General features: G+C 64.6%; 17 protein-coding genes. 12 read left to right on the plus strand and 5 right to left on the minus strand.

Annotated elements, in window-relative coordinates; translation table 11 throughout:
• Positions 1-26 precede the first annotated feature (26 nt).
• From J1M81_RS00870 to J1M81_RS00880, 3 genes are all read right to left on the minus strand, one after another.
• Positions 27-1,331 (minus strand): acyl-CoA dehydrogenase family protein, encoded by a 1,305-nt coding sequence (locus J1M81_RS00870; RefSeq protein WP_008720496.1) that lies wholly within the window; start codon positions 1,329-1,331, stop codon positions 27-29.
• Positions 1,332-1,436: 105 nt separating this feature from the next.
• Complete coding sequence (locus J1M81_RS00875; protein ID WP_008720498.1) at positions 1,437-1,886, minus strand: Rrf2 family transcriptional regulator; 450 nt, start codon at positions 1,884-1,886, stop codon at positions 1,437-1,439.
• Positions 1,887-2,030: 144 nt separating this feature from the next.
• Entirely contained in the window at positions 2,031-3,341 is a 1,311-nt protein-coding gene (locus tag J1M81_RS00880) for an acyl-CoA dehydrogenase family protein (RefSeq protein WP_008720500.1), read from the minus strand.
• A 349-nt stretch (positions 3,342-3,690) separates the two neighbouring features.
• On the opposite strand from J1M81_RS00880, the gene J1M81_RS00885 reads away from it, so the two are divergent.
• The 5 genes from J1M81_RS00885 to J1M81_RS00905 all read left to right on the plus strand — a co-directional run bounded on the left by J1M81_RS00885 (position 3,691) and on the right by J1M81_RS00905 (position 9,323).
• Positions 3,691-4,806 carry a site-specific integrase gene (locus tag J1M81_RS00885; RefSeq protein WP_042940320.1) on the plus strand — a complete coding sequence of 372 codons (1,116 nt, stop codon included), beginning with the start codon at positions 3,691-3,693 and terminating at the stop codon, positions 4,804-4,806.
• The gene (locus J1M81_RS00890) at positions 4,803-5,132 is read left to right on the plus strand and encodes a helix-turn-helix transcriptional regulator (protein ID WP_008720505.1); all 330 of its coding nucleotides are present in this window, start codon (positions 4,803-4,805) and stop codon (positions 5,130-5,132) included. Before J1M81_RS00885 ends, J1M81_RS00890 begins: the two co-directional genes overlap by 4 nt.
• Positions 5,133-6,181: 1,049 nt before the next feature.
• Positions 6,182-7,423 (plus strand): hypothetical protein, encoded by a 1,242-nt coding sequence (locus J1M81_RS00895; protein ID WP_042940323.1) that lies wholly within the window; start codon positions 6,182-6,184, stop codon positions 7,421-7,423.
• A gap of 93 nt (positions 7,424-7,516) precedes the next feature.
• A complete protein-coding gene (locus J1M81_RS00900) occupies positions 7,517-8,143 on the plus strand; it encodes an HNH endonuclease (RefSeq protein WP_008720508.1) in 627 nt (208 codons plus the stop codon).
• Positions 8,144-9,026: 883 nt separating this feature from the next.
• On the plus strand, positions 9,027-9,323 hold the full coding sequence (locus J1M81_RS00905; protein ID WP_008720468.1) for a hypothetical protein: 297 nt from the start codon (positions 9,027-9,029) through the stop codon (positions 9,321-9,323).
• 494 nt (positions 9,324-9,817) lie between these two features.
• Here J1M81_RS00905 and J1M81_RS00910 read toward each other — a convergent pair whose 3' ends face one another.
• Positions 9,818-10,774 carry a M56 family metallopeptidase gene (locus J1M81_RS00910; RefSeq protein ID WP_008720467.1) on the minus strand — a complete coding sequence of 319 codons (957 nt, stop codon included), beginning with the start codon at positions 10,772-10,774 and terminating at the stop codon, positions 9,818-9,820.
• Positions 10,771-11,148: a BlaI/MecI/CopY family transcriptional regulator gene (locus tag J1M81_RS00915; protein WP_008720466.1), complete on the minus strand. Its 378-nt coding sequence runs from the start codon at positions 11,146-11,148 to the stop codon at positions 10,771-10,773. The genes J1M81_RS00910 and J1M81_RS00915 overlap by 4 nt, the downstream gene beginning before the upstream one ends.
• Positions 11,149-11,576: 428 nt before the next feature.
• On the opposite strand from J1M81_RS00915, the gene J1M81_RS00920 reads away from it, so the two are divergent.
• From J1M81_RS00920 to J1M81_RS00950, 7 genes are all read left to right on the plus strand, one after another.
• Positions 11,577-11,936 carry a MerR family transcriptional regulator gene (locus J1M81_RS00920; protein WP_008720465.1) on the plus strand — a complete coding sequence of 120 codons (360 nt, stop codon included), beginning with the start codon at positions 11,577-11,579 and terminating at the stop codon, positions 11,934-11,936.
• Between the two features lie 297 nt (positions 11,937-12,233).
• Complete coding sequence (locus tag J1M81_RS00925) at positions 12,234-12,614, plus strand: helix-turn-helix transcriptional regulator (protein WP_008720464.1); 381 nt, start codon at positions 12,234-12,236, stop codon at positions 12,612-12,614.
• Positions 12,611-14,566 carry a cation-translocating P-type ATPase gene (locus J1M81_RS00930; protein WP_008720463.1) on the plus strand — a complete coding sequence of 652 codons (1,956 nt, stop codon included), beginning with the start codon at positions 12,611-12,613 and terminating at the stop codon, positions 14,564-14,566. Before J1M81_RS00925 ends, J1M81_RS00930 begins: the two co-directional genes overlap by 4 nt.
• Positions 14,563-15,108, plus strand: coding sequence for a signal peptidase II (locus J1M81_RS00935; RefSeq protein WP_008720462.1), 546 nt, complete (start codon positions 14,563-14,565; stop codon positions 15,106-15,108). Before J1M81_RS00930 ends, J1M81_RS00935 begins: the two co-directional genes overlap by 4 nt.
• Positions 15,109-15,202: 94 nt before the next feature.
• Positions 15,203-15,805 carry a cadmium resistance transporter gene (locus J1M81_RS00940; RefSeq protein WP_008720461.1) on the plus strand — a complete coding sequence of 201 codons (603 nt, stop codon included), beginning with the start codon at positions 15,203-15,205 and terminating at the stop codon, positions 15,803-15,805.
• A gap of 339 nt (positions 15,806-16,144) precedes the next feature.
• The gene (locus J1M81_RS00945; RefSeq protein ID WP_230558229.1) at positions 16,145-18,754 is read left to right on the plus strand and encodes an AMP-binding protein; all 2,610 of its coding nucleotides are present in this window, start codon (positions 16,145-16,147) and stop codon (positions 18,752-18,754) included.
• Positions 18,751-19,779 carry an iron ABC transporter substrate-binding protein gene (locus J1M81_RS00950; RefSeq protein ID WP_008709882.1) on the plus strand — a complete coding sequence of 343 codons (1,029 nt, stop codon included), beginning with the start codon at positions 18,751-18,753 and terminating at the stop codon, positions 19,777-19,779. Before J1M81_RS00945 ends, J1M81_RS00950 begins: the two co-directional genes overlap by 4 nt.
• The last annotated feature ends 3 nt before the right edge of the window (positions 19,780-19,782 follow it).

Genomic DNA, 19,782 nt, shown 5'->3' on the forward strand with positions numbered 1-19,782 from the left:
TTCGAAGTGCTCCTGGGGTCCTGGCTTCAGCTGTGATCGATACGGGAACCGTAACCCTGCATCGAGCGCGTGAATTCGAGTGGATTCCCATCTACGAAGGTGTCGGCGGAAAACGAGCTATCGGCCATGACGCCCCACGCGCGGCGCCGTTGCATGGCGAGGTTTCCCGCGTCGTAGAGCGGAAAGACCATTGCTTCGCGGTAGAGCTTCTCCAAGGGAAAGCGGCGGTCGAGGGCGTTGACGCCGACGATACGCATGCAGTCGTAGACAACTTTTTGCATGAGGTCACCACAGAAGGTTTTGTTCATCCCACCCAGCGCATGTCCCTGGCCTGGATGTTTATCCATGTAATGGGCGGTCTTCCAGCAGAAGTAGCGGCCGGCCTCGATGCGTGATGCAACCTCGGTGAGGAGATTTCCGACGGCCTGATGGTTGATGATCGGTGAGGTTCCACCTCCGGTGTAGGTTTTGGCCCATTTGAGGGTGAAGTCGTAGGCGCTGCGTGCCACCGCGACGGCGGCGATGCTGGCGATAGGGGAGGACCAGGTGAAGTTGCGTTGGATGAGCAGGTCGCCGTCACCCTGAGTCAAGATGTTCTCTTCCGGGATACGTACATCGCGGAAGGTCATTGTCACGTTTTGGCATGTCCGATGGGCCATCTTGTCGATGACTTCGTATTCGATGCCTTGGGTGCCGCGTTCGATGACGAATACGCTGAGGGCGCTCTCTCCGCCTTTAGTTCGGTCGGTTCGTGCCACGCAGACGTTGAGATCGGCGCCGTTCAAGTCCCAACCGCCCGCATTGCAGGGCCAGTGTTTTTCGCCGTTCAGTGCGTAGTTTCTTTGGCGCGGGTGGTGGTCGGCCAGCAACTGTATTCCAGCGGATGGGCTTGGGTGGTCGAAGTTAGCAGTTCCTCCGCGTTCGCTGACAACCCATCCTGCGAGAAACGAGCCGTCCGGGTCCGATGTGGCTCTGCGCAGCCATTTTTCCTTCTGACTGTCGCTGCCCAGCCACACGATGGGCATGAGCGCGAGTCCGTTCACTAGCACGATGGTGGGAAAGCCTGGGTCGACCGCGCACAGTTCTTCGATTGCGATGAGGAAGTCGATGTTCGATGCTCCACCGCCCCCGAATTCTCGGGGGAGAAACATTGTGGTGAAACCTGCTTCGGCGGCAGCGCGGTAGACCGGTTTCATCGTGGCGAACGCGTGTTGGGGGTCTGTAATGGCGTCGGCGTGTTCCGAGACTGGGCGCAGAACGCCGGTTGCGAAATCTCGCGCGTGGTATTTGAGTTGCTTTTGCTCGTCGGTCAGATCGAAGTCGATGGGCATAGGAGGACCTTCGTGTCAACAGCGTTGCCGCTGTACGGCTTCGATGTTCACGTACGGTGTGGTGAAGGGTTGTGTGAGATCGGATTGTCGATGGGTCGGTGTCGATTAGTGTGTGGTTGCGCGTCCGGATAGGCCGAGTGCGCCGCGCAGCCCGTAATCGTTTGTTGCGATCTCCTCGAGTGTCGACTGGTCCAGGACTTCGAAGTATGCGTCCAGGGCGCGACTGAAGACATCTCGTGCGCCGCAGACGCCGGCAACGCGGCAGAACCGAACGGCGCCGAGGCACTCGACGACGGCGTAATCGGTTTCCATCGTTCTCATGATCTCGCCGACGGTGATGTCCGATGGGTCCTTGACGAGACTCACCCCGCCCGCTCTACCGCGCACAGTCTCGACCAATCCGGCGCCGGCGAGTTTTTGCACGACCTTGTCGAGGTGGTTTCGTGAGATCTTGTGGGCTGTAGCTATCTCGCTGACCGAACCGCGCTGTCCAGGCGCGACACGTAAGTACAGTAGAACCCGCAATGCGTAGTCGGCGTGACTCGTGTGTTTCATCCTGTTCGCCTCCGTTGCTACTGGTCCGGACTCTACAGGTGCGGGTCAGTGCATTGCTTGCTGAGCATGGACTCGACGAACCTCAGGGGACTCGGCCGGCAGAGGACAGTTCCTCTACCGGCCGAACAAGCGATCCCGAGAAAATCAGCCTGCGAGTGTTCCGATGCCTTCGTGCTCTTTACCGAACCTGACGTACTCGTCTTCCATGATGGCCCGCGGGTTGAATGTTGGATCGGCGAGGATTCCGTGGACGCGGCGACGTTGCATGCCCATGTTTCCGCCGTCGTAAATCGGGAGCACGGCGGCCTCGCGCAGGATTTTGCCGAATCCGTTCTGCGTCTCGAGGCTGTTGACGCCTACGATTTGCATGCATTTGTACACGCAGTCAAACATGAGCTCGGTGACCTGGATCTTGTTCATCGCTCCGACCAGTTCGGCGTGCTGGTCGTGCTTGTCCAAATAATCGGCAGCTCGCCAGGAGAAGTACCGCGCCATCTCGATCTTGGATGCCACGTCACCGAGTACGTACCCGACGTTCTGGAAGCCGATGATGGGCTTCAAACCGCCGCCAGTGTTCGTCTTCGCCCAGGTGAGCGCCATTTCGTACGCCGCGCGTGCCATGCCGACGGCGGCGATGGCCGCGACGGGTCCTGACCAGGCGAAGTTGCGGTTGATGACCAGGTCGCCGTTGCCGGCTGCACCGGGGAGGAGGTTGGCAGCGGGGATTCGGGCGTTGTCGAAGACGATTTCCGCGTTCGAGGCAAGTCGGTGGCCGATCTTGTCCAGGTGGCGGTAGGTGACGCCGGGAGTTCCTCGTTCGAGGATCAACGCCGACAACCCCTGCGTACCTCCCTTCTCCGAGTCGGTGCGCACGATCAGCGTCCCTGCGTTGGTTCCTTGCTCGTCCCATCCCGCGGAGGAGGGCCAGTATTTTCGTCCGTTCACTACGTAGTCGTCGCCGTCGAGAACTGCGGTGAGCCCGACTCCGGCTGGCCGTGGTAGATCGATATCGAAGTTGGCTGTGCCGGAGGGGTTTCCGGGTGGCTCGCTCGCAGTCCAGCCGCCGAGGTATTCGCCGGTAGGATCGGAAGTTGCTGCGGTCAGGAACCTTTCCTTCTGCTCGTCGTTGCCGTACCAGGCAATTGGCATCAGGCCAAGGCCGTTACAGAGAACCGTGCAGGCGAACCCGGGGTCCACGACGCAAATCTCTTCGGCGGCAATAACCAGGTCGACGCATGAGACCCCGCCGCCGCCATACGCTTTCGGTAGCATGCACATAGAAATTCCTGCGCGATAGGCCTCGATATAAGCGGGTTTCGTCATCTGAAAACCAATGAGGGGGTCAACCTCTGCATCGGCCGCTGTGATCACAGGAGCGAGCACGTTTTCCGAGAACTCGCGTACTTCATGCTGAAGCTTCCGTTGTTCGGTGGACATCGTGAAGTTGATGGTCATGGCTGACTCCATTGTGGGGGAAGTGATTCGGTGACCTACCAGGCTGCCGCGAGCTTCGTCGCTTGCGGAGCTCACACCAAGATCGCAAATCAGTATTACAAATACCGATTTAATCCGTTACCATCTCGTTTCACCGCGTTACCGCATCCTCACCGGCTAGGGCACCCGCCCCCTCAGGGCCCCTCGACGTTCGTCATGATTGTGTCTACCAATATGTCGGTTTTTCGGTGCCGTGCGCTGTTTCCGTATGACTGCCCATCTGGGGACGGCGCCGCAACGTTTCCGCTCGAATGAGTAGGAAATCGGTTAGCTGTTGCTAACAGTGCAGCAATGTTGCATCGTTTACAACATGGTCGATACGGTCGATCTTCCCGGTGCCGCGCACCTCGTCCTCGCCGGCGGGGTCACCCACCTCGACCCGCACACCGCGGTGTTCGAGGCGATGCTCGCCGGATGGGCGCTGCAACAACGAACCCGATTCCTCAAAGCAGCCACCATCGACTCCCGCCTGATCCTGGTCCGCCGAGTCATGGAATTCGCCAACGAATACCCGTGGCAGTGGACGTGCGCGGACATCGAAGCATTCATCGGCCACTGCCGGAGCAGGCCGCAGCCGATCGTCGTTACCACCGCACGCCTCTACGAGACCACTCTGCGGATGTTCCTGCAATATCTGACCGATCCCCGCTACGGCTGGACTACCGAATGTCTCGACCGGTTCGGCGTCGCCCCCTCACAGGTGCTGCACGAATGGAACAGCATCGTCCACGTCGCCGACTACGAAGGCGACCCCCGCCGGCGACCGTTGACCTACGACGAAATCCAAGCCCTCTTCGACGCCGCCGACGGCCGCGTCGACGACATCCGCGCCCACCGCCGCAAAGGATCGTTGGCCGCGATGCGCGACGCCGCGCTCCTGAAAACGATCTACGCCTATGGGCTCCGCCGCCGCGAAGCCTGGGGACTCGACCTCGCGGACCTGCGGCACAATCCGAAAGCGCCCGCCTTCGGGCGCTGCGGCGCTCTGTTCGTGCGTTGGGGGAAATCGTCCCGCGGGAGCGCCCCGAAACGCCGGACCGTGCTCACCGTCCCGGAAATGGACTGGATCGTTCCCGTCCTCGAACAGTGGTGCGGCGAGATCCGGCCCGCGTTCGGTGTCGGCGCGCATCCCGCGGTGTGGGTGACCGAACGCGCCGGACGGATCTCGCTGCGCCGGATCAACGAAGCGTTCGTCACCGCCCGCGACGCCGCCGGCCTCGATCCGACGTTGGATTTGCATTGTCTGCGGCACTCCTACATCACCCATCTGGTCGAGTTCGACTACCCGGAAAAGTTCGTCTCCACCCAGGTCGGGCACACCTACGCCGCCACGACCGCCATCTACACCGGAGTTTCCGACGAGTACCGCAACCGACTCCTCCTCCGTGCCCTCAGCCGGCACCCCGACCTGTGGGAGCAGCCGTGAACAAGAAGATGACCTACCGGTGGAACCTGCGCCAACTCATGGCCACCCGGAACATGTTCGCCACCACCGACCTCGTCCCGCTTCTGGCCGAACGCGGAATCCACCTCTCCCGCGAACAAGTCTTCCGCCTCGTCACCACCACCCCACAGCGCCTGAGCCTGGACACCCTCGCCGCCCTGTGCGACATCCTCGACGTCGGCGTCGCCGATCTGATCGACATCACCGCCGCCGACCATCAAGTCCCCAAAACATCCGGCGACACCCACGCACCCCGCCCGCAGCCGGTGGTGCGGCGCACCACCATCCGTCGTCCCGAAGGTCTGTGACCAGCCGCCCGCCCCCAAACGCGGAAGACACCTGCGCGGAGATCGTCGCACTCCTGACCGAGCGGATCCCCGGATCCGACCCCGATCGCCTCCACACCCAGATCGCGGCTCTGGGACTGTTACCGGCGAACGCCCGGCGGCTGCTCACCTATCTGAGCGAGCACCCGGGCGCCCTCACCGCCGGCGATCCGGCCGGGCCGGCCGTCTTGCGGACACTTCTCGATCTGCTCGCCGCCGAGCACCCGAGTGTGCGGCGAGTCCACTGTCATCGCTGCGGAAAAGTGCGGACGTTGCCGTACCGCGACGACGGCGCCGGCATCTGCCGAAGCTGCTACAACAAGACGCGGCTGACGACCTGCGTACAGTGCGGCGAACTCGGCATACCCACAGTCCGCGAACCCGGCGGCACCATCTGCAGCCGCTGCGCAGCACGCGATCCGAACCGAATACACACCTGCCACATATGCGGCAAGGCTGCGCGCATCTACTACCGCGTCGACGGAAACCCTGTGTGCCAGAACTGCGGTCCCCGAAAACTGCACACCTGCAGCTCATGCGGACGAGAGAACACACCCGCACACGCTCTCACCGAACACGGGCCGCTCTGTTCACGCTGTTACCACCGCGGACGTGTTCATCAGTGCTGCGAATGCGGGCAAGAAACCGAGTATGCCCGACGCGTCACCGAGACGATGGACGCGTGGATCTGTTACCGCTGCTGGGTGCCGCCGACCCGAACCTGCAGCGTCTGCGGCGCCGACAAACCCTGCGGGCGAAAAACATCCGGAAAACCGATCTGCTCGACCTGCCGGGCCCGCCGCCAGCAGAAACGCCGGTGCGTCCAATGCTCACGGACAGTGAAAATTCAGACGACGCTGCCGATCGGTGCCATCTGCGGGTCCTGCTACCGGCACCTGCGACGCACCCCCGCACCCTGCGCCGGGTGCGGTCAGAGTCGGCCGCTCGTCGGGATCGACACCCACGGCAACCGGATCTGCGGACCTTGTTCCGGAGACTGCCGGAACTGGCGTTGCCGCCATTGTGGAATCGTGGGCCTGTTGATCGAGAACACCTTCTGCCTGTCCTGCAGCGTCGAATCCCGCGTCCGGGATCTCCTCACCGGCCCCGGCGGACGCGTTCATCCTCAACTCGCCAGTGTTGCCACATTTCTGCTCGACGAAACCCCGAGGGAACGCTCTCACCAGCTGCTCAACCGCGCGCAGTGGGTCACCCTTCTGCGCTCGCTGGTCGAGTCGGGTGATCCGATCACTCATGCCAGCCTCGACCGGCTCAAACAAGGCACCCACGTGCGCCACCTGCGTACTGTCCTCGTTTACACCGGTGTTCTCGACGACCGCAGCCACGACCTCGACGCCGTAGATGCCTGGATCGACGAACTGCTCGACGGTCTGCCCCGCGACATCGCTCTGCTGCTGCGCCCCTACGCAGCCTGGTCCGTGCTGCACCGAGCCCGGCACCGTGCCCAGGGAGGCGGAGCACACCCACCGGCGGCGGGAAGCGTCTCGCGTTACGCCCGCGCCCGCATTACCGCCGCGGCACAGTTTTTGACCTGGCTCACCGACCACGACCGCGACCTGGCCGGCGCGCGCCAAGCCGACGTCGATCGCTGGCTCGACGACGGGACGACCACCCGGTGGCGACTGCGCGACTTCCTCCTCTGGGCGAACTCTCACCACCTCACCGCCGACCTCCACGTACCGAGCCTCGGACGCGAAGGGTTGCCGCAACACATCCTCGGCGACGACCAACGCTGGGCCTTGCTGCGACGATGCCTGCGCGACCCCAATCTGGACCTCACGCTTCGGGTCGCCGGTGCCCTGCTGCTTTTGTACGCCCAAATCCCTACCCACATCGTCGAACTCACCGCAGATGACGTCGTCACCGACGACACTGGCATGCACCTGATATTGCATACGGTGCCGGTGCTGATTCCGCCGCCGTTGGCCTCCCTGGTGGCCGAACTCCTCGAAGAAAACGAGCAACAACCGCGGCAGCAACCGCCGGATGCCCCGGTGTGGCTCTTCCCCGGATACCGGCCTGGAACACACTTTTCGGGAAGCAGGCTCTCCACCAACCTCAACAAGACGGCCGGAATCTTCACGAAGCCGGCCCGCGGTGCGGCGCTGTGCGCGCTGGCAGCTGATCTCCCTGCACCGGTCCTTGCTGATCTGCTCGGAGTGTCGGTGGCTGCGGCGACCCGCTGGTCCGCTCTCGCCGGCCGCGACAACGCTGAGTACCTCGCCGCCCGCATCGACAACCCACCCGAGTGAAAACTTCCAGGCCACAGCCCCTGGTTCCTGTCGGACCCCGCGCCTACCGTCAATTGCGGTAACAGCTTGAATCGAGATTTCAGGAGGTCGGTGATGTCGTTCGTCAGCGATGTTCCGCTGCCCCTTCCCGGCATGCCGGACGCCATTCCCGCGCCGCCGGCGTTCCAGATGACGCTGATCGGGCAGCCGCAACCGGTCCGGATCCCTGAACGTCTGTGGCGGTCCTGGCTCGACAATCCTGCTGTTGTCGCCCGGTTCGAGTCCAAACGCTATCGACGCCAACACGATCGGTGCTGGCCCTGGATTGCCAGGGTGTCCTCGACCGGGCACGGATCGTTCCGCGCCGCGAGTCTGCCCGGGCCGTCCCGCCGCGGGACCGTGCCGGCGCATTTGTTCGCCTACCAGCTCGAATACGGCGTCATTCCGCGGTTGGGGTGGTCCAACACCGATGATGCGGTGCTGTGCCATCAGTGCGATTTCGCCGGCTGCACCAACCCCACCCACCTACGTCTGGGAACGAACCGCACCAACCGCAGCGAATACGACCTACGCCGCCGCAACATTTCCAGCCCACTGGCCGACGTCCGCGGACCGGCCGGGCGCACCCGCGCCATCGCCGACGCCATCCGAACCAGCCTTGAACAACACGAAGACCGCGACACTATCGAGGAGAGAATTCACGTGGCCGAGCACGCCGGGCTGCCGTTCACACTGTGGTGAGGTCGGCCCACATTCAGGCCGCTGCGGTGAGGAGACCCAGATCCAAAATACTGCCACCGAGTGTGCCTCGCGGTCTTGTCTACGAGGTTTCCACTGTCCAAGGACCGGATCCACCGTTATTCAGACAGTCCCAGGGCAAAGCTAACGCAAAGATCAGCGAAAGTGGTCTGCTACGTACACCGGGCACAGCCGCGACCGCAGGAGCAAGGGAATACTGCATGCTTCGAATACGTGTCCCTTGCCAGCTTTCTGGGTCTCCCGCTGTGGACAACCGCGGGTGGTTCGCCCGCATCGCTACGCGTTGGCCATCGCGCTCGGTGGGTCGATCGACGAGTCGGTGAACGCATTGCACATGTCCGACAACCCGATCTGTGTACGAGTGACGCTGGACGAGGCGCAGCAACAGCCTCTTCACGTGGTCGACGGGAACCAATCGCAGAATCTGCGCGACATGGCCGCGAAAGGTCGCGGCGGTGGACGCCGCCGACCCGGGCTTTGGTACGGGCCGGATCGAGCCGCACGGGCGACGCGCGCCGGTTGCGTACGGCGGTACGCCATGGCCGAGACGACGTATCGGTGCAGGCAGCCTACTGAAGAGCGGTACACCCACGCTGTTCTCTCTAGCGTCGACGGATCGCAACCCACAGTCCGCAACGTCGGCAGATATAGGCAGCTCCCCCTGCCAGGGAGTGCAACTTCACGGTCGGGAAATCGCGACCACAGCAGGAACAGGCCGAGGTGCCGTCACTCTCACTGGACAGATTCATGAGCAAGCCCTTTCCGTCGAGAGTGACGGGAGAAGTTCGGCACTCCGTCTCCTTCCGCGTAATCGAATTCTACGACCTGTGCGCTGCCAACTTCAGCACGGATATACCGTGGGTGGATGGAGATCACCCTGCAGTATTTCGACGGTTGCCCGAACTGGACGGTCACTGCTGAACGGTTGCAGCTCCTCGCCGCGGAACACTCGGACGCCGTGCTCGTCTATCAACGCGTGGACACGGTGGACATGGCCGAACAGGTGCGTTTTCGTGGCTCTCCGACCGTTCTCGTCGACGGCGTCGACGTCATGGGCGACACATCCGCCGCAGTCGGTCTGGCCTGCCGTGTGTACATGACAGGTGACGGGCCGGCGGGTGCGCCGAGCATGGCTCAGCTCCGGGAAGCCATCCTCGGCTGACACCCGAATCGGGATACCCCAGGGGGTACTCATTGGTATCGTCGGTGACATACAGTCAGCTGATCGGCATGGTCGACGGGGCACAGCTCCGGAGGCCGGTTTGCTGAAAGCACTGACGGTGTTCGGCGTGCTGTTAATGCCTTCGGTGACACCGAACAATGAAGGTGATACAGCCGTGCTCGGGGGCCCGCATCCCTTTTTGAGTGCGGAGTCGCGGACGTCGCTGAATCCGGCGGTCGTCGATCCGACGAGATGTCCCGTGCGGGCGTTCTTCATCCCGCAGATGCGGGCCGTCCCGTCTCGACGGACCAGGGATCGACGCAGTTCGCAACCGTCGACACCGACGGCAACCTGATCGCCTTGCATAACGACGCCCCCGCACCCGAGGGACAGTTCTACCCGTCGCTCGACGGACGAGGGCGCACGATTGAAATTGGCTCGGCGCGGCGACTGCCGTCACCACTGACCGATCGACCCGCTCTTGGCAGGACCACTCAAGAGCCCATCGGACCACACATGATCACACCCGCAGCGGCGAGGGCACCGAACACGATCGGACTCGCGGTGATCGAGAGGACGATCAAGGACAGTTGGGTGCGGGCCCGCGCGTGCACGGGGGTGGACACAGCGACGGTGAGGCGATGAGCACGAGCGAGCACGTCGCCTCCGCTCGCGCCGAGGGCACCCGCGGGAGCGACGGACGAACCAGTGAGGGCGAGCAGACCACCGAGTAGCGCCCGCCGACCATGGGAGCGGGCAGCGCTGTCGTCCGCGCACATCTCGAGCAGCAGGGCGATCTCGGTCGCCCCGTCGCGGAACAACCGCATCCATGGAGCTGCCGCGGCGAGTCCGCGAACAGAGGCGAGCAGCAGGTGATGGCGACCGATTAGGTGAGCACGTTCGTGCGCCAAGACGGCGCCTAACTGATCCGGGACGAGTGCATCCAGGGCACCAGTAGTGATCACGATGGTCTTCGGACGGCCAGCAACGCAGTAGGCGAGCCGATCCGCGGTGTCGACGACCACCGCGTCGGTACCGGGCAGGCGTTGGCCGATCACCCTCGCCGTCCGGGCGTGGCGAAGCGTGTGCGTTCGCATCCGCAGCATGCCCCGCCCAGCCCTCCACACCACCAACGGAAGCGCCGCCGCAGCGACCGCGGAGACTGCTATCAGTGTTCCCTGAAGCAGTGCTGCGGCACGGCCGTCGATCGACCGGAGCACCTCGACGACGCACGCTGACACCCAGTGAGCGTCTCTGTTCCAATGCACCGCTTCGGTGACGAGCATGATCGCCGCGCCGGTCCAGGTCAGGATCACCACCGCCATTGCTGCACTCCAGGCAGCTATCCCGAGCTGCGGAGCGATGCCCCGGCGGGTCAGTCGCGCGAGCACAGGCGGACCGGCTACCGAGACCACGAGCCCGTAGAGCAGCAGGCACAGAGTCAGAGTCATCGCGACTGGCCGGGGTCGGTCAGTCTGCGCAACGCTCTTCGCACACGCTCCGACTCTTCGTCGCTCATCTGCTCGACGAAATGGGTGAGCACCAGGTCCGACTTGCCGCCCGCAGCGAACGCGTGACGCATCAGCCGGGCACTGTGCTCCTCGCGAGACAACGTCGGCCAGTAGTCGAACGCCTTGCCCCTACGGGTGCGCTCCAACCAGCCCTTACGGTGCAGGTTGTCCATCGTCGACATCACCGTGGTGTAGGCAATCACCCGCTGCTCGGCCAATTCGTCGAACAACTCCCGCACGGTGCTTCGCGCACCGCGGGCCCACAGGCGATCCATCACTACCGCCTCGAGTTCACCGAATCCGTTCACCCGCACCTATCGCCTCCTGCCCTGTCGTCTCCTGATCCTAGGGTCGTCGGTAACACGACATCTACTATCTATGTACGTACTCAGTATATGGTCGTGATGTCCCGTCTCCTCGGGACCAGAATTGAGGGAGATTCCGATGACCGAACTGATGACCAACCTGCAGACGTGGTGGGATTGCCAGATCATGATGGCCACCGGCATGTGTGGGGACATGTGCGCCGCAATGATGTGTTGCTGACCGGCTGACGACCTGCGATAGGATACTTCCCCCGACTTCCCGAAAGTCGGGGGAAGCTTGCCGGGCGAGCCTCTCGCGCGGCGTCGTACAGAACGAATCGACAGGGCGAGCGCAGTCTTTGACGATTGCGTACGGACGAAGACCAGGCTTGCCGAAGCCCTGCTGATCTGATCTCGTAACTCTCCTCGGCGACGGGGTGCCGGCGACGACGCTGCGCTTCCACGAAAGCGAGGGGCTGCTGCCGGCGGACCGAGCCCCGAACGGGTACCGCGTCTACGACAAACGAGCACAGCAACGGTTGGCGTTCATCACCGCCGCGAAAAGCTCGAAACTGACGCTGCCACAGATCAAGACGATGCTGCGCGCATGGGAGAACGACTCCTGCGCCGCTGTGAAGACCGGGCTGCGGCCAACACTGCGCGAGCACATCACCCGGGAGGAGGAGTCGATCGCGCAGCTCACCGAGCTGCATGCCGCAATGACCGGTGCGTTCGATCGTCTCGACGACACTCCCGACGCGTCGGCGCGCCGTTCGACCCGCAATGCAGCTGGTTGACCTCGGCCTCCTCGCCGTCTCGGACGGATTCGGCGAGTAGGGAATCGAAAGCGCCTTCGTAGCAGGTGCCACCGCGATCGGGAAGTCGGCGATCTCGACCGCGCCGTACGGAGCAACTGCGGTTTGTCGCGTGCGTCCGCAGGTCCGGTGACCGGGTCCCACACCACGGAGGTGTTCTTCGTCGTGCCGTCGTCCTGTCTCAGTACGGCACGACGAGGATCGGACTCGTGCCGACGAGACCGGGGCCGAGCATTCACGCATAGCGATCATACCGGGCTTAGATGCTATCATCGTTGCATGACGATCAATAAGGATGGCCGCCTGCCCGGCGGTTCCACGTCGACTTTCGATGCGGCAGTGTCGTTGTTCCACAGCCTTTCCGATGCGACACGGTTGGCTATCGTTCGCCGTCTCGCCAGCAGGGAGGTGCGTGTAGCGGACCTGGTGAGCGAGCTGGGGCTGGCACAGTCGACGGTATCGGCGCACATGGCGTGCCTGCGGGACTGCGGATTGGTCGTCGGTCGCCCCCAGGGCCGGCAGGTGTTCTACTCCCTCGTCCGGCCGGAACTGTTGGACCTGCTCGCTTCGGCCGAGACCCTCCTCGCCGTCACGGGGAACGCGGTGGCACTCTGCCCGGTTTACGGCACCGCGCCCGCCGGGTCGGCGGTGACCGGATGAGCGACGCATGCGGCTGCGGCCACGACGAACCCCGCCTGGACGGCGACGAGGAGCACGAACCCGACAAGCTGTGGCAGATCACCGAGATCCGAGCTGCCGCGGTGGCCGGTGCACTGCTGGCGGCAGGGCTGATCATTGACTGGATCGGCGGCCCTGATCGGCTGACCCTGGTGCTCGAATCACTCGCGTTGATCGTCGCCGGCTACACCTTCGTCCCGTCGACCCTTCGGCGGCTCGCGCGCGGCAAGATCGGTGTCGGCACCCTGATGACCATCGCGGCGGTCGGTGCCGTGATCCTTGGTGAGGTCGGCGAGGCCGCGATGCTCGCGTTCTTGTTCGCGATCAGCGAGGGCCTCGAGGAGTACGCGGTCGCCCGCACACGGCGAGGTCTACGGGCACTGTTGTCCCTGGTTCCCGACACCGCCACAGTCCGACGAGACGGCCTCGAGCAGGCGGTGTCGCCGACCGAGTTGATGCTCGGGGAGATGATGATCGTCAAGCCCGGCGAGCGCATCGCCACCGACGGCACCATCCGCCGCGGCACCACCGCGCTCGACACCTCGGCGATCACCGGCGAATCGGTGCCCGTCGAGGCCGGGCCCGGCGACGACGTGTATGCCGGGGCGATCAACGGAACCGGCGTTCTCGAGGTGGAGGTCTCCGCACGTGCCGAGGACAACTCGCTGGCCAAGATCGTCCGGATCGTCGAGGCCGAGCAGTCCCGCAAAGGTGAGGCTCAGCGGTTGGCCGACACGATCGCCAGGCCCCTGGTGCCGGCAATCATGGTCGCCGCCGCCCTCATCGCCGCCGTGGGCAGCCTGCTCGGCGAACCACGGGTATGGATCGAACGCGCACTGGTCGTCCTCGTCGCCGCCTCACCGTGCGCACTGGCCATCGCCGTCCCGGTCACCGTCGTCGCGGCGATCGGCGCCGCCAGCAAACTCGGCGTCCTGGTCAAGGGAGGCTCAGCTCTTGAGGCGCTGGGCCGCATCCGCGTGATCGCGCTCGACAAGACCGGCACCCTGACCCGCAACAAGCCGGTCGTCATCGACGTCGCCACCGCGGACGGTGCGACCCGCGAACAGGTCCTCGCCGTGGCCGCAGCGCTGGAAGTGCGCAGCGAGCACCCCCTGGCCGCGGCGATCCTCGCCGCCGTCGACGACCACACACCCGCCGACGACGTCGTCGCAGTCACCGGAGCCGGCCTCACCGGCCGCCTCTGCGGCGACGACGTCCGCCTCGGCCGACCAGGGTGGATCGACCCCGGCCCGCTGGCCGCGGACGTGGAACGGATGCAGCACGCCGGAGCCACCGCCGTCCTCGTCGAACAGGACGGCCGCACCCTCGGCGCGATAGCGGTCCGCGACGAACTGCGACCCGAAGCCGCGGAAGTCGTCGCCGGTCTCCGCCGCGACGGGTACCACGTCGCGATGCTCACCGGGGACAACGAACGCACCGCCCGCGCACTGGCCGCCGACGTCGGCATCGAGGAGGTCCACGCGGATCTGCGACCGGAGGACAAAGCACGCATCATCGGCGACCTGAAGGGCCGCCGGTCGACCGCGATGGTCGGCGACGGCGTCAACGACGCCCCCGCACTGGCCACCGCCGACCTCGGTATCGCCATGGGCGCCATGGGCACCGACGTGGCCATCGAGACCGCCGACGTCGCCCTGATGGGTGAGGACCTGCGGCACCTGCCGCACGCCCTGGCCCACGCGCGCCGATCCCGACGCATCATGCTGCAGAACGTCGGGCTGTCGCTGGCGATCATCACCGTGCTGATGCCGCTCGCCCTGTTCGGAATCCTCGGCCTGGCCGCGGTGGTGCTGGTGCACGAACTCGCCGAGATCGTGGTCATCGCCAACGGAGTCCGCGCCGGCCGCACCCACCCCCTGTCCGCCGCAGCGGTGCCCGCACCTGCCCCGGCAGCAGCCGAGGCCTGGACATGAGCCCAGACCCCACTTCGGGCCCGATGCCGGGTGTCTCGACCGGGGGACGCTCGGCGACTCGATCCCGGTGGACCCTGGCGATCGTCGTCGCCGTCCTCGTCGCGGCGGCACTCGCGGCCGACCCCGTCGCCCGCCGCGCACTCTCCGACGGCCGCGTCATCGAACTGGGGTTGCTGCAACTCAGGCTTGCCTACAACAGCGGTGTCGCCTTCAGCGTCGGGAACGGGCTGCCGCCAGGGGTCATCATCGCGGTCACCGCCATCATCACTCTCGCCATCGCCGTGTACGCGTGGCGCACCGTCCCCGTCGGCTCACTGACCGGGACGGTGGGGCTGTCGGCGGTCGTCGCCGGAGCGGCCGCCAACGTCATCGACCGCGCTGCCGACGGCCGCGTGACGGACTACTTCCACACCGGATGGTGGCCCACCTTCAACCTCGCCGACACCTACCTCACATGCGGCGTAGTCCTGGTCGTCCTCGCGTCGCTCCGGGAGGGCCGAACCCGCGTCGATCCCACGGGCACGGAGCAACGATCCGTATGACTGCTCCCCGACCTCGAATCCGATCGACCTCCATGACGGTCGCGTGCGGCACCGGGGGCGTCCGGTTACATCCTCACCGACGCCCGGTGCGGCAGTGATCACCACCATCGCCGCGGCAGTGGCGATGTTCGCCGGCACCAACATCGACGACATCGTCGTGCTGACGGTGCTGTTCGTCGCCTCCGCCAGCCAGGGTAGGCCGCGGGCGTGGCAGATCGTCACCGGCCAGTACCTCGGCCTGATCACCCTCGTCGCGACCAGCGTCGTCGCCGCTCTGGGACTGGTGATCGTGCCGCAAGAATGGGTCGGGCTACTCGGTGTGCTGCCCCTGTCGCTGGGGCTCTGGACGCTGATCCGCTGGCTGCGCAGCGACGACGAGGACGAACCCCCGGTCGCTGCCACCGGAATGGCAGGCGTTGCTGCCATCACCATCGCCAACGGTGCCGACAACATCGCCGTCTACACCCCGGTCTTTCGGACGCTCGGTCCACCACAGACCGCAGTCACCATCGCCGTGTTCCTGATCTGCGTCGGGATCTGGTGCTACGCCGGCAGGCTGCTGGGCACTCGCAGGAAGGTCGTCGACACTCTCGAACGGGTCGAGCACTGGCTCGTCCCAGCGGTGTTCATCGGCTTGGGTCTCTTCATCCTCCTCGAATCCGGAGTTCTCGCCCGGCTGATCGCCGCCGCGTCATGACCGACACCCGCTCGCGCGCAGCCTGCGGAACCGCTACGGCCCGACTCAGATCGGTTCCCGCCACCGCCCGGTGGCGTCACCTCCATGCCATCGATCGAAGCGTGAGGGTGAGCAAAGGGCGGCGCATCGATACTCGGTCGATCCGTCGGCGATCATCAGATCGACCACGGTGCGACAATCGGACCGGACTTGCCGAATCGACCGCCGAGTAGGCGTCGCTGACCCCGATCATCTGTGTCCGAGCGGTGTGTGGACAGACGAGCCACGCTCGTCCGCGCGGGCGCGGAGTCGTATTCGTCGCCGGAAGGTTAGGTTCGGCAGCCCTTATAGACTCGCTCGGTGCCCAGAGACTTCAACCGCCCGAAACGCCCCAGTGTGCGCTTAGCGCACGATTTGGGCAGATTCGGTGACGCACCGGGTCTGATATCGGTGGACGAGACGATCACCTACCGCGACCTGGACGAGCGCATCGACCGGCAGGCGGCCAGACTTGGACGTGGCCGTCGTCTGGTACTGATCGCCGGCACCAACAAGGTCGAGGTCGTCGTCACCTACCTCGCGGCGCTGCGTGCAGGACACCCCGTACTGCTGGCCTCGGACGACAATCCCGACCATCTCGACGGGCTCATCGACACATATCGGCCCGATGTGGTGGTGCGCACCCTCGACGGCAACACGGTCGTCGAGGAATTCGATCGACAATCCAGACATGAGCTGCACCCTGATCTCGCGTTGCTGCTGAGCACCTCGGGTTCGACCGGATCACCCAAACTCGTCCGTCTCTCGCACGACAACGTGCAGGCCAACGCCGAGTCGATTGCCGAATACCTGGGCATCCGACCCACCGACCGTGCCGTGACCACGCTACCCATGCACTACTGCTATGGGCTTTCGGTCGTCCACAGCCACCTCCTGCGCGGTGCTGCCTTGATTCTGACCAACTCTTCGGTCACTGATCCTCGACTGTGGGGCCTTGCGCGCACCCACCGCGCCTCCACCTTTGCGGGTGTGCCGTACACCTTCGATCTGCTCGACCGTATCGGGTTCGACCAGCTGAATCTTCACGACCTGCGGTACGTCACGCAGGCCGGCGGAAAGCTGTCGCCCGATCGCGTCCGCACGTATGCCGAGCTGGGCCGACGCCAGGGATGGGACTTGTTCGTCATGTACGGGCAAACGGAGGCGACCGCCCGAATGGCGTATCTGCCACCGGATCTTGCCGCCGCTCATCCGCATTCCATCGGACGGCCGATTCCCGGCGGGTCCTTTCGGCTCGATCCGGTCGCGGATGCCCCGGACGGGACGGGTGAGCTCGTCTATTCGGGGCCGAACGTCATGCTCGGCTACGCACACGACCCCGGCGACTTGCGCCTGGGTGACACGCTCGCCGGCGAGCTGCGAACAGGCGACCTGGCCCGGCGAACGGCCGATGGACTGTACGAAGTGGTCGGCCGACGCAGCGGTTTCGCGAAAGTGTTCGGTCTACGTATCGATCTGCACCGCGTCGAGTCCGCGCTCGCACACCTGGGATTGACCGTGTGCTGCACCGACGGCACGGACGAACTCGTCGTCGTCGCGGAGAACGCTGACGTCGACGACGTGCGACGCTTGACAGCCCAGTTCAGCGGCCTTCCCGCAACAGCAGTTCGGGTGTGTGTAGTCGATGAGCTGCCGCGCACCTCCACCGGCAAACCCGATGCGCGAGCGGTCGCGGAATTCGCAGGCAAGCCCGGCCCTGTTCAGCCCACCTCGACGAAGACAAAGCCCGAGACCACCGATGTCAAAGCGATGTATGCCGAGGTCCTGCATCACGCAAGGGTCGACGACGACAGCACGTTCGTGAGCTTGGGCGGTGACTCTTTGTCGTATGTGCGGATGTCCATTCGGCTGGAGGAGCTGCTCGGTCACCTCCCGGCGGACTGGCACAACACCCGAGTCGTGGACTTCGTTCAGGCACCGCACCTGCGCCGCGGCTGGCGACGGGTGGAGACCAACGTTGTGCTGCGCGCCCTTGCGATCGTGCTGATCGCCGGCTCGCACATACACCTGTTTTCGGTGCTCGGCGGGGCGCACGTGCTTCTCGGAATCGCCGGCTACAACTTCGCCCGCTTCCACCTCGGCGCGGTCGATCGCACCGCCCGCGCACGCAATGCGGTGCGCAGCGTCGCTCGGATCGCCATCCCCAGCATGGTGTGGATCGGGGCCGTCATCGCTCTGACCGGGGACTACCGCATCACCAGTGCATTGCTGCTCAACGGAATCTTCGGCCCGGACGGTTGGTCTGTCGAATGGCGATACTGGTTCGTCGAGGCGATTGTGTACATCGTCCTCGTAGCCGCCGCTGTGCTCTATGTTCCGGCGGTCGCACGTCTCGAACGCCGTCACCCGTTCTGGTTTCCTATGGGGTTGGTGGCATTGGGCCTGGTTACCCGTTACGGATTGATCGAGATCGACGACAGCCGCAATCGCATTCTGACCGCGGCGGTTGTCTTCTGGTTGTTCGCCCTCGGCTGGGCCGCCGCACGGGCGCAGACCGTGTGGCATCGAGTGGGGGTCACCGCGGCGATCGTGCTATCGATTCCCGGGTTCTTCTTCGGCGACATCCAGCGAGAAGTCATCGTGATTGTCGGACTTTGCCTGCTGGTGTGGCTCACATCCGTCCCATGTCCCGCAGTTGTGGGCCGGGTTGCGGGGGTGTTGGCAAGCGCGTCACTCTACATCTACCTGACCCATTTTCAGGTCTATCTACCGCTGCGCGACGACCATCCCTGGACAGCATTCGCCCTGTCGATCGTCGTGGGGGTTGTCTACTGGCAGGCTGCGACCTTCGTGCTCGCCCGTCTACCGTGGAGCGGGGCAGGGCCGGGCATTAGGTTTGCCAATCCTCTAAGTACCATGGCGGCGGGGACGACCGGAGGTGGTCCGGTAAATGCGAAGGACGGACGATGAGCAAGCGGATCGAACTGATGGCGGGCCTCGCACTGGCGACCGCAGCACTGTTGACGGTGTCGGGGTGTTCGAGCGCTGAGTCCGACCCGGGCGGGGACAACCGGATCACCGTCTACAACGCCCAACACGAGTCGCTGACGAAAGAATGGGCCGACGCGTTCACCGCGGAGACCGGCATCGAGGTCGACCTGCGCCAAGGGAGCGATACCGAACTCGGCAACCAACTCGTAGCGGAGGGTGACCGATCGCCAGCGGATGTGTTCCTCACGGAGAACTCTCCGGCGATGACGCTCGTCGAGAACGCGGGTCTGTTCACCGACGTCGACCAGGCCGTGCTGGCCCAGGTTCCGAGCCAATACCGCCCGTCGAACGGCAAGTGGACGGGTATCGCCGCCCGCTCGACCGTGTTCGCCTACAACACGGACATGCTGGCACCCGATCAGCTCCCGGCCTCACTCCTCGACCTGCAGGACCCCGCCTGGAAGGACCGCTGGGCAGCATCGCCGTCGGGAGCCGATTTCCAAGCCATAGTCAGTGCGCTGCTCGAGTTGAAAGGCGAGGACGCTACACGCACCTGGTTGGAGGGGATGAAGAACAACGTCCGCGCCTACAACGGCAACGGCACGGTGATGAAAGCCGTCAACGCCGGAGAGATCCCCGGCGGCGTGATCTACCACTACTACTGGTTCGGCGATCAGGCCAAGACCGGCGAGAACAGCAGTAACGTCGCCCTGCACTACTTCAAGAACGAAGACCCCGGTGCCTTCGTCAGCGTCTCCGGCGGTGGCGTCCTACAATCCAGCGCGAAACAAGATGCAGCACAGAAGTTCCTGGCGTTCGTCACCGGACCGAAAGGCCAGCAAATCCTCAGGGACGGAACGTCGTTCGAGTACTCGGTGGGCAGCGCAGTGCCGGCCAACGCGGATCTGGTTCCTCTGATCGAACTGCAGGCACCGCAGGTGGACCCGGCGACGCTCAACAGCCCGCAGGTCACCGAGCTCATGACCGAAGCCGGTTTGCTCTGATTC

The organism is Rhodococcus sp. KRD175 (assembly GCF_017168275.1).
GTDB classification, from domain to species: Bacteria; Actinomycetota; Actinomycetes; order Mycobacteriales; family Mycobacteriaceae; genus Rhodococcoides; species Rhodococcoides fascians.

Coding starts and splice junctions, on each gene's coding strand:
- J1M81_RS00880 (WP_008720500.1), bottom strand. CDS start 3,341: ATGACCATCAACTTCACGATGTCCACCGAACAACGGAAGCTTCAGCAT.
- J1M81_RS00935 (WP_008720462.1), top strand. CDS start 14,563: ATGAGCCCAGACCCCACTTCGGGCCCGATGCCGGGTGTCTCGACCGGG.
- J1M81_RS00900 (WP_008720508.1), top strand. CDS start 7,517: ATGTCGTTCGTCAGCGATGTTCCGCTGCCCCTTCCCGGCATGCCGGAC.
- J1M81_RS00875 (WP_008720498.1), bottom strand. CDS start 1,886: ATGAAACACACGAGTCACGCCGACTACGCATTGCGGGTTCTACTGTAC.
- J1M81_RS00870 (WP_008720496.1), bottom strand. CDS start 1,331: ATGCCCATCGACTTCGATCTGACCGACGAGCAAAAGCAACTCAAATAC.
- J1M81_RS00950 (WP_008709882.1), top strand. CDS start 18,751: ATGAGCAAGCGGATCGAACTGATGGCGGGCCTCGCACTGGCGACCGCA.
- J1M81_RS00885 (WP_042940320.1), top strand. CDS start 3,691: ATGGTCGATACGGTCGATCTTCCCGGTGCCGCGCACCTCGTCCTCGCC.
- J1M81_RS00910 (WP_008720467.1), bottom strand. CDS start 10,774: ATGACTCTGACTCTGTGCCTGCTGCTCTACGGGCTCGTGGTCTCGGTA.
- J1M81_RS00905 (WP_008720468.1), top strand. CDS start 9,027: ATGGAGATCACCCTGCAGTATTTCGACGGTTGCCCGAACTGGACGGTC.
- J1M81_RS00925 (WP_008720464.1), top strand. CDS start 12,234: ATGACGATCAATAAGGATGGCCGCCTGCCCGGCGGTTCCACGTCGACT.
- J1M81_RS00930 (WP_008720463.1), top strand. CDS start 12,611: ATGAGCGACGCATGCGGCTGCGGCCACGACGAACCCCGCCTGGACGGC.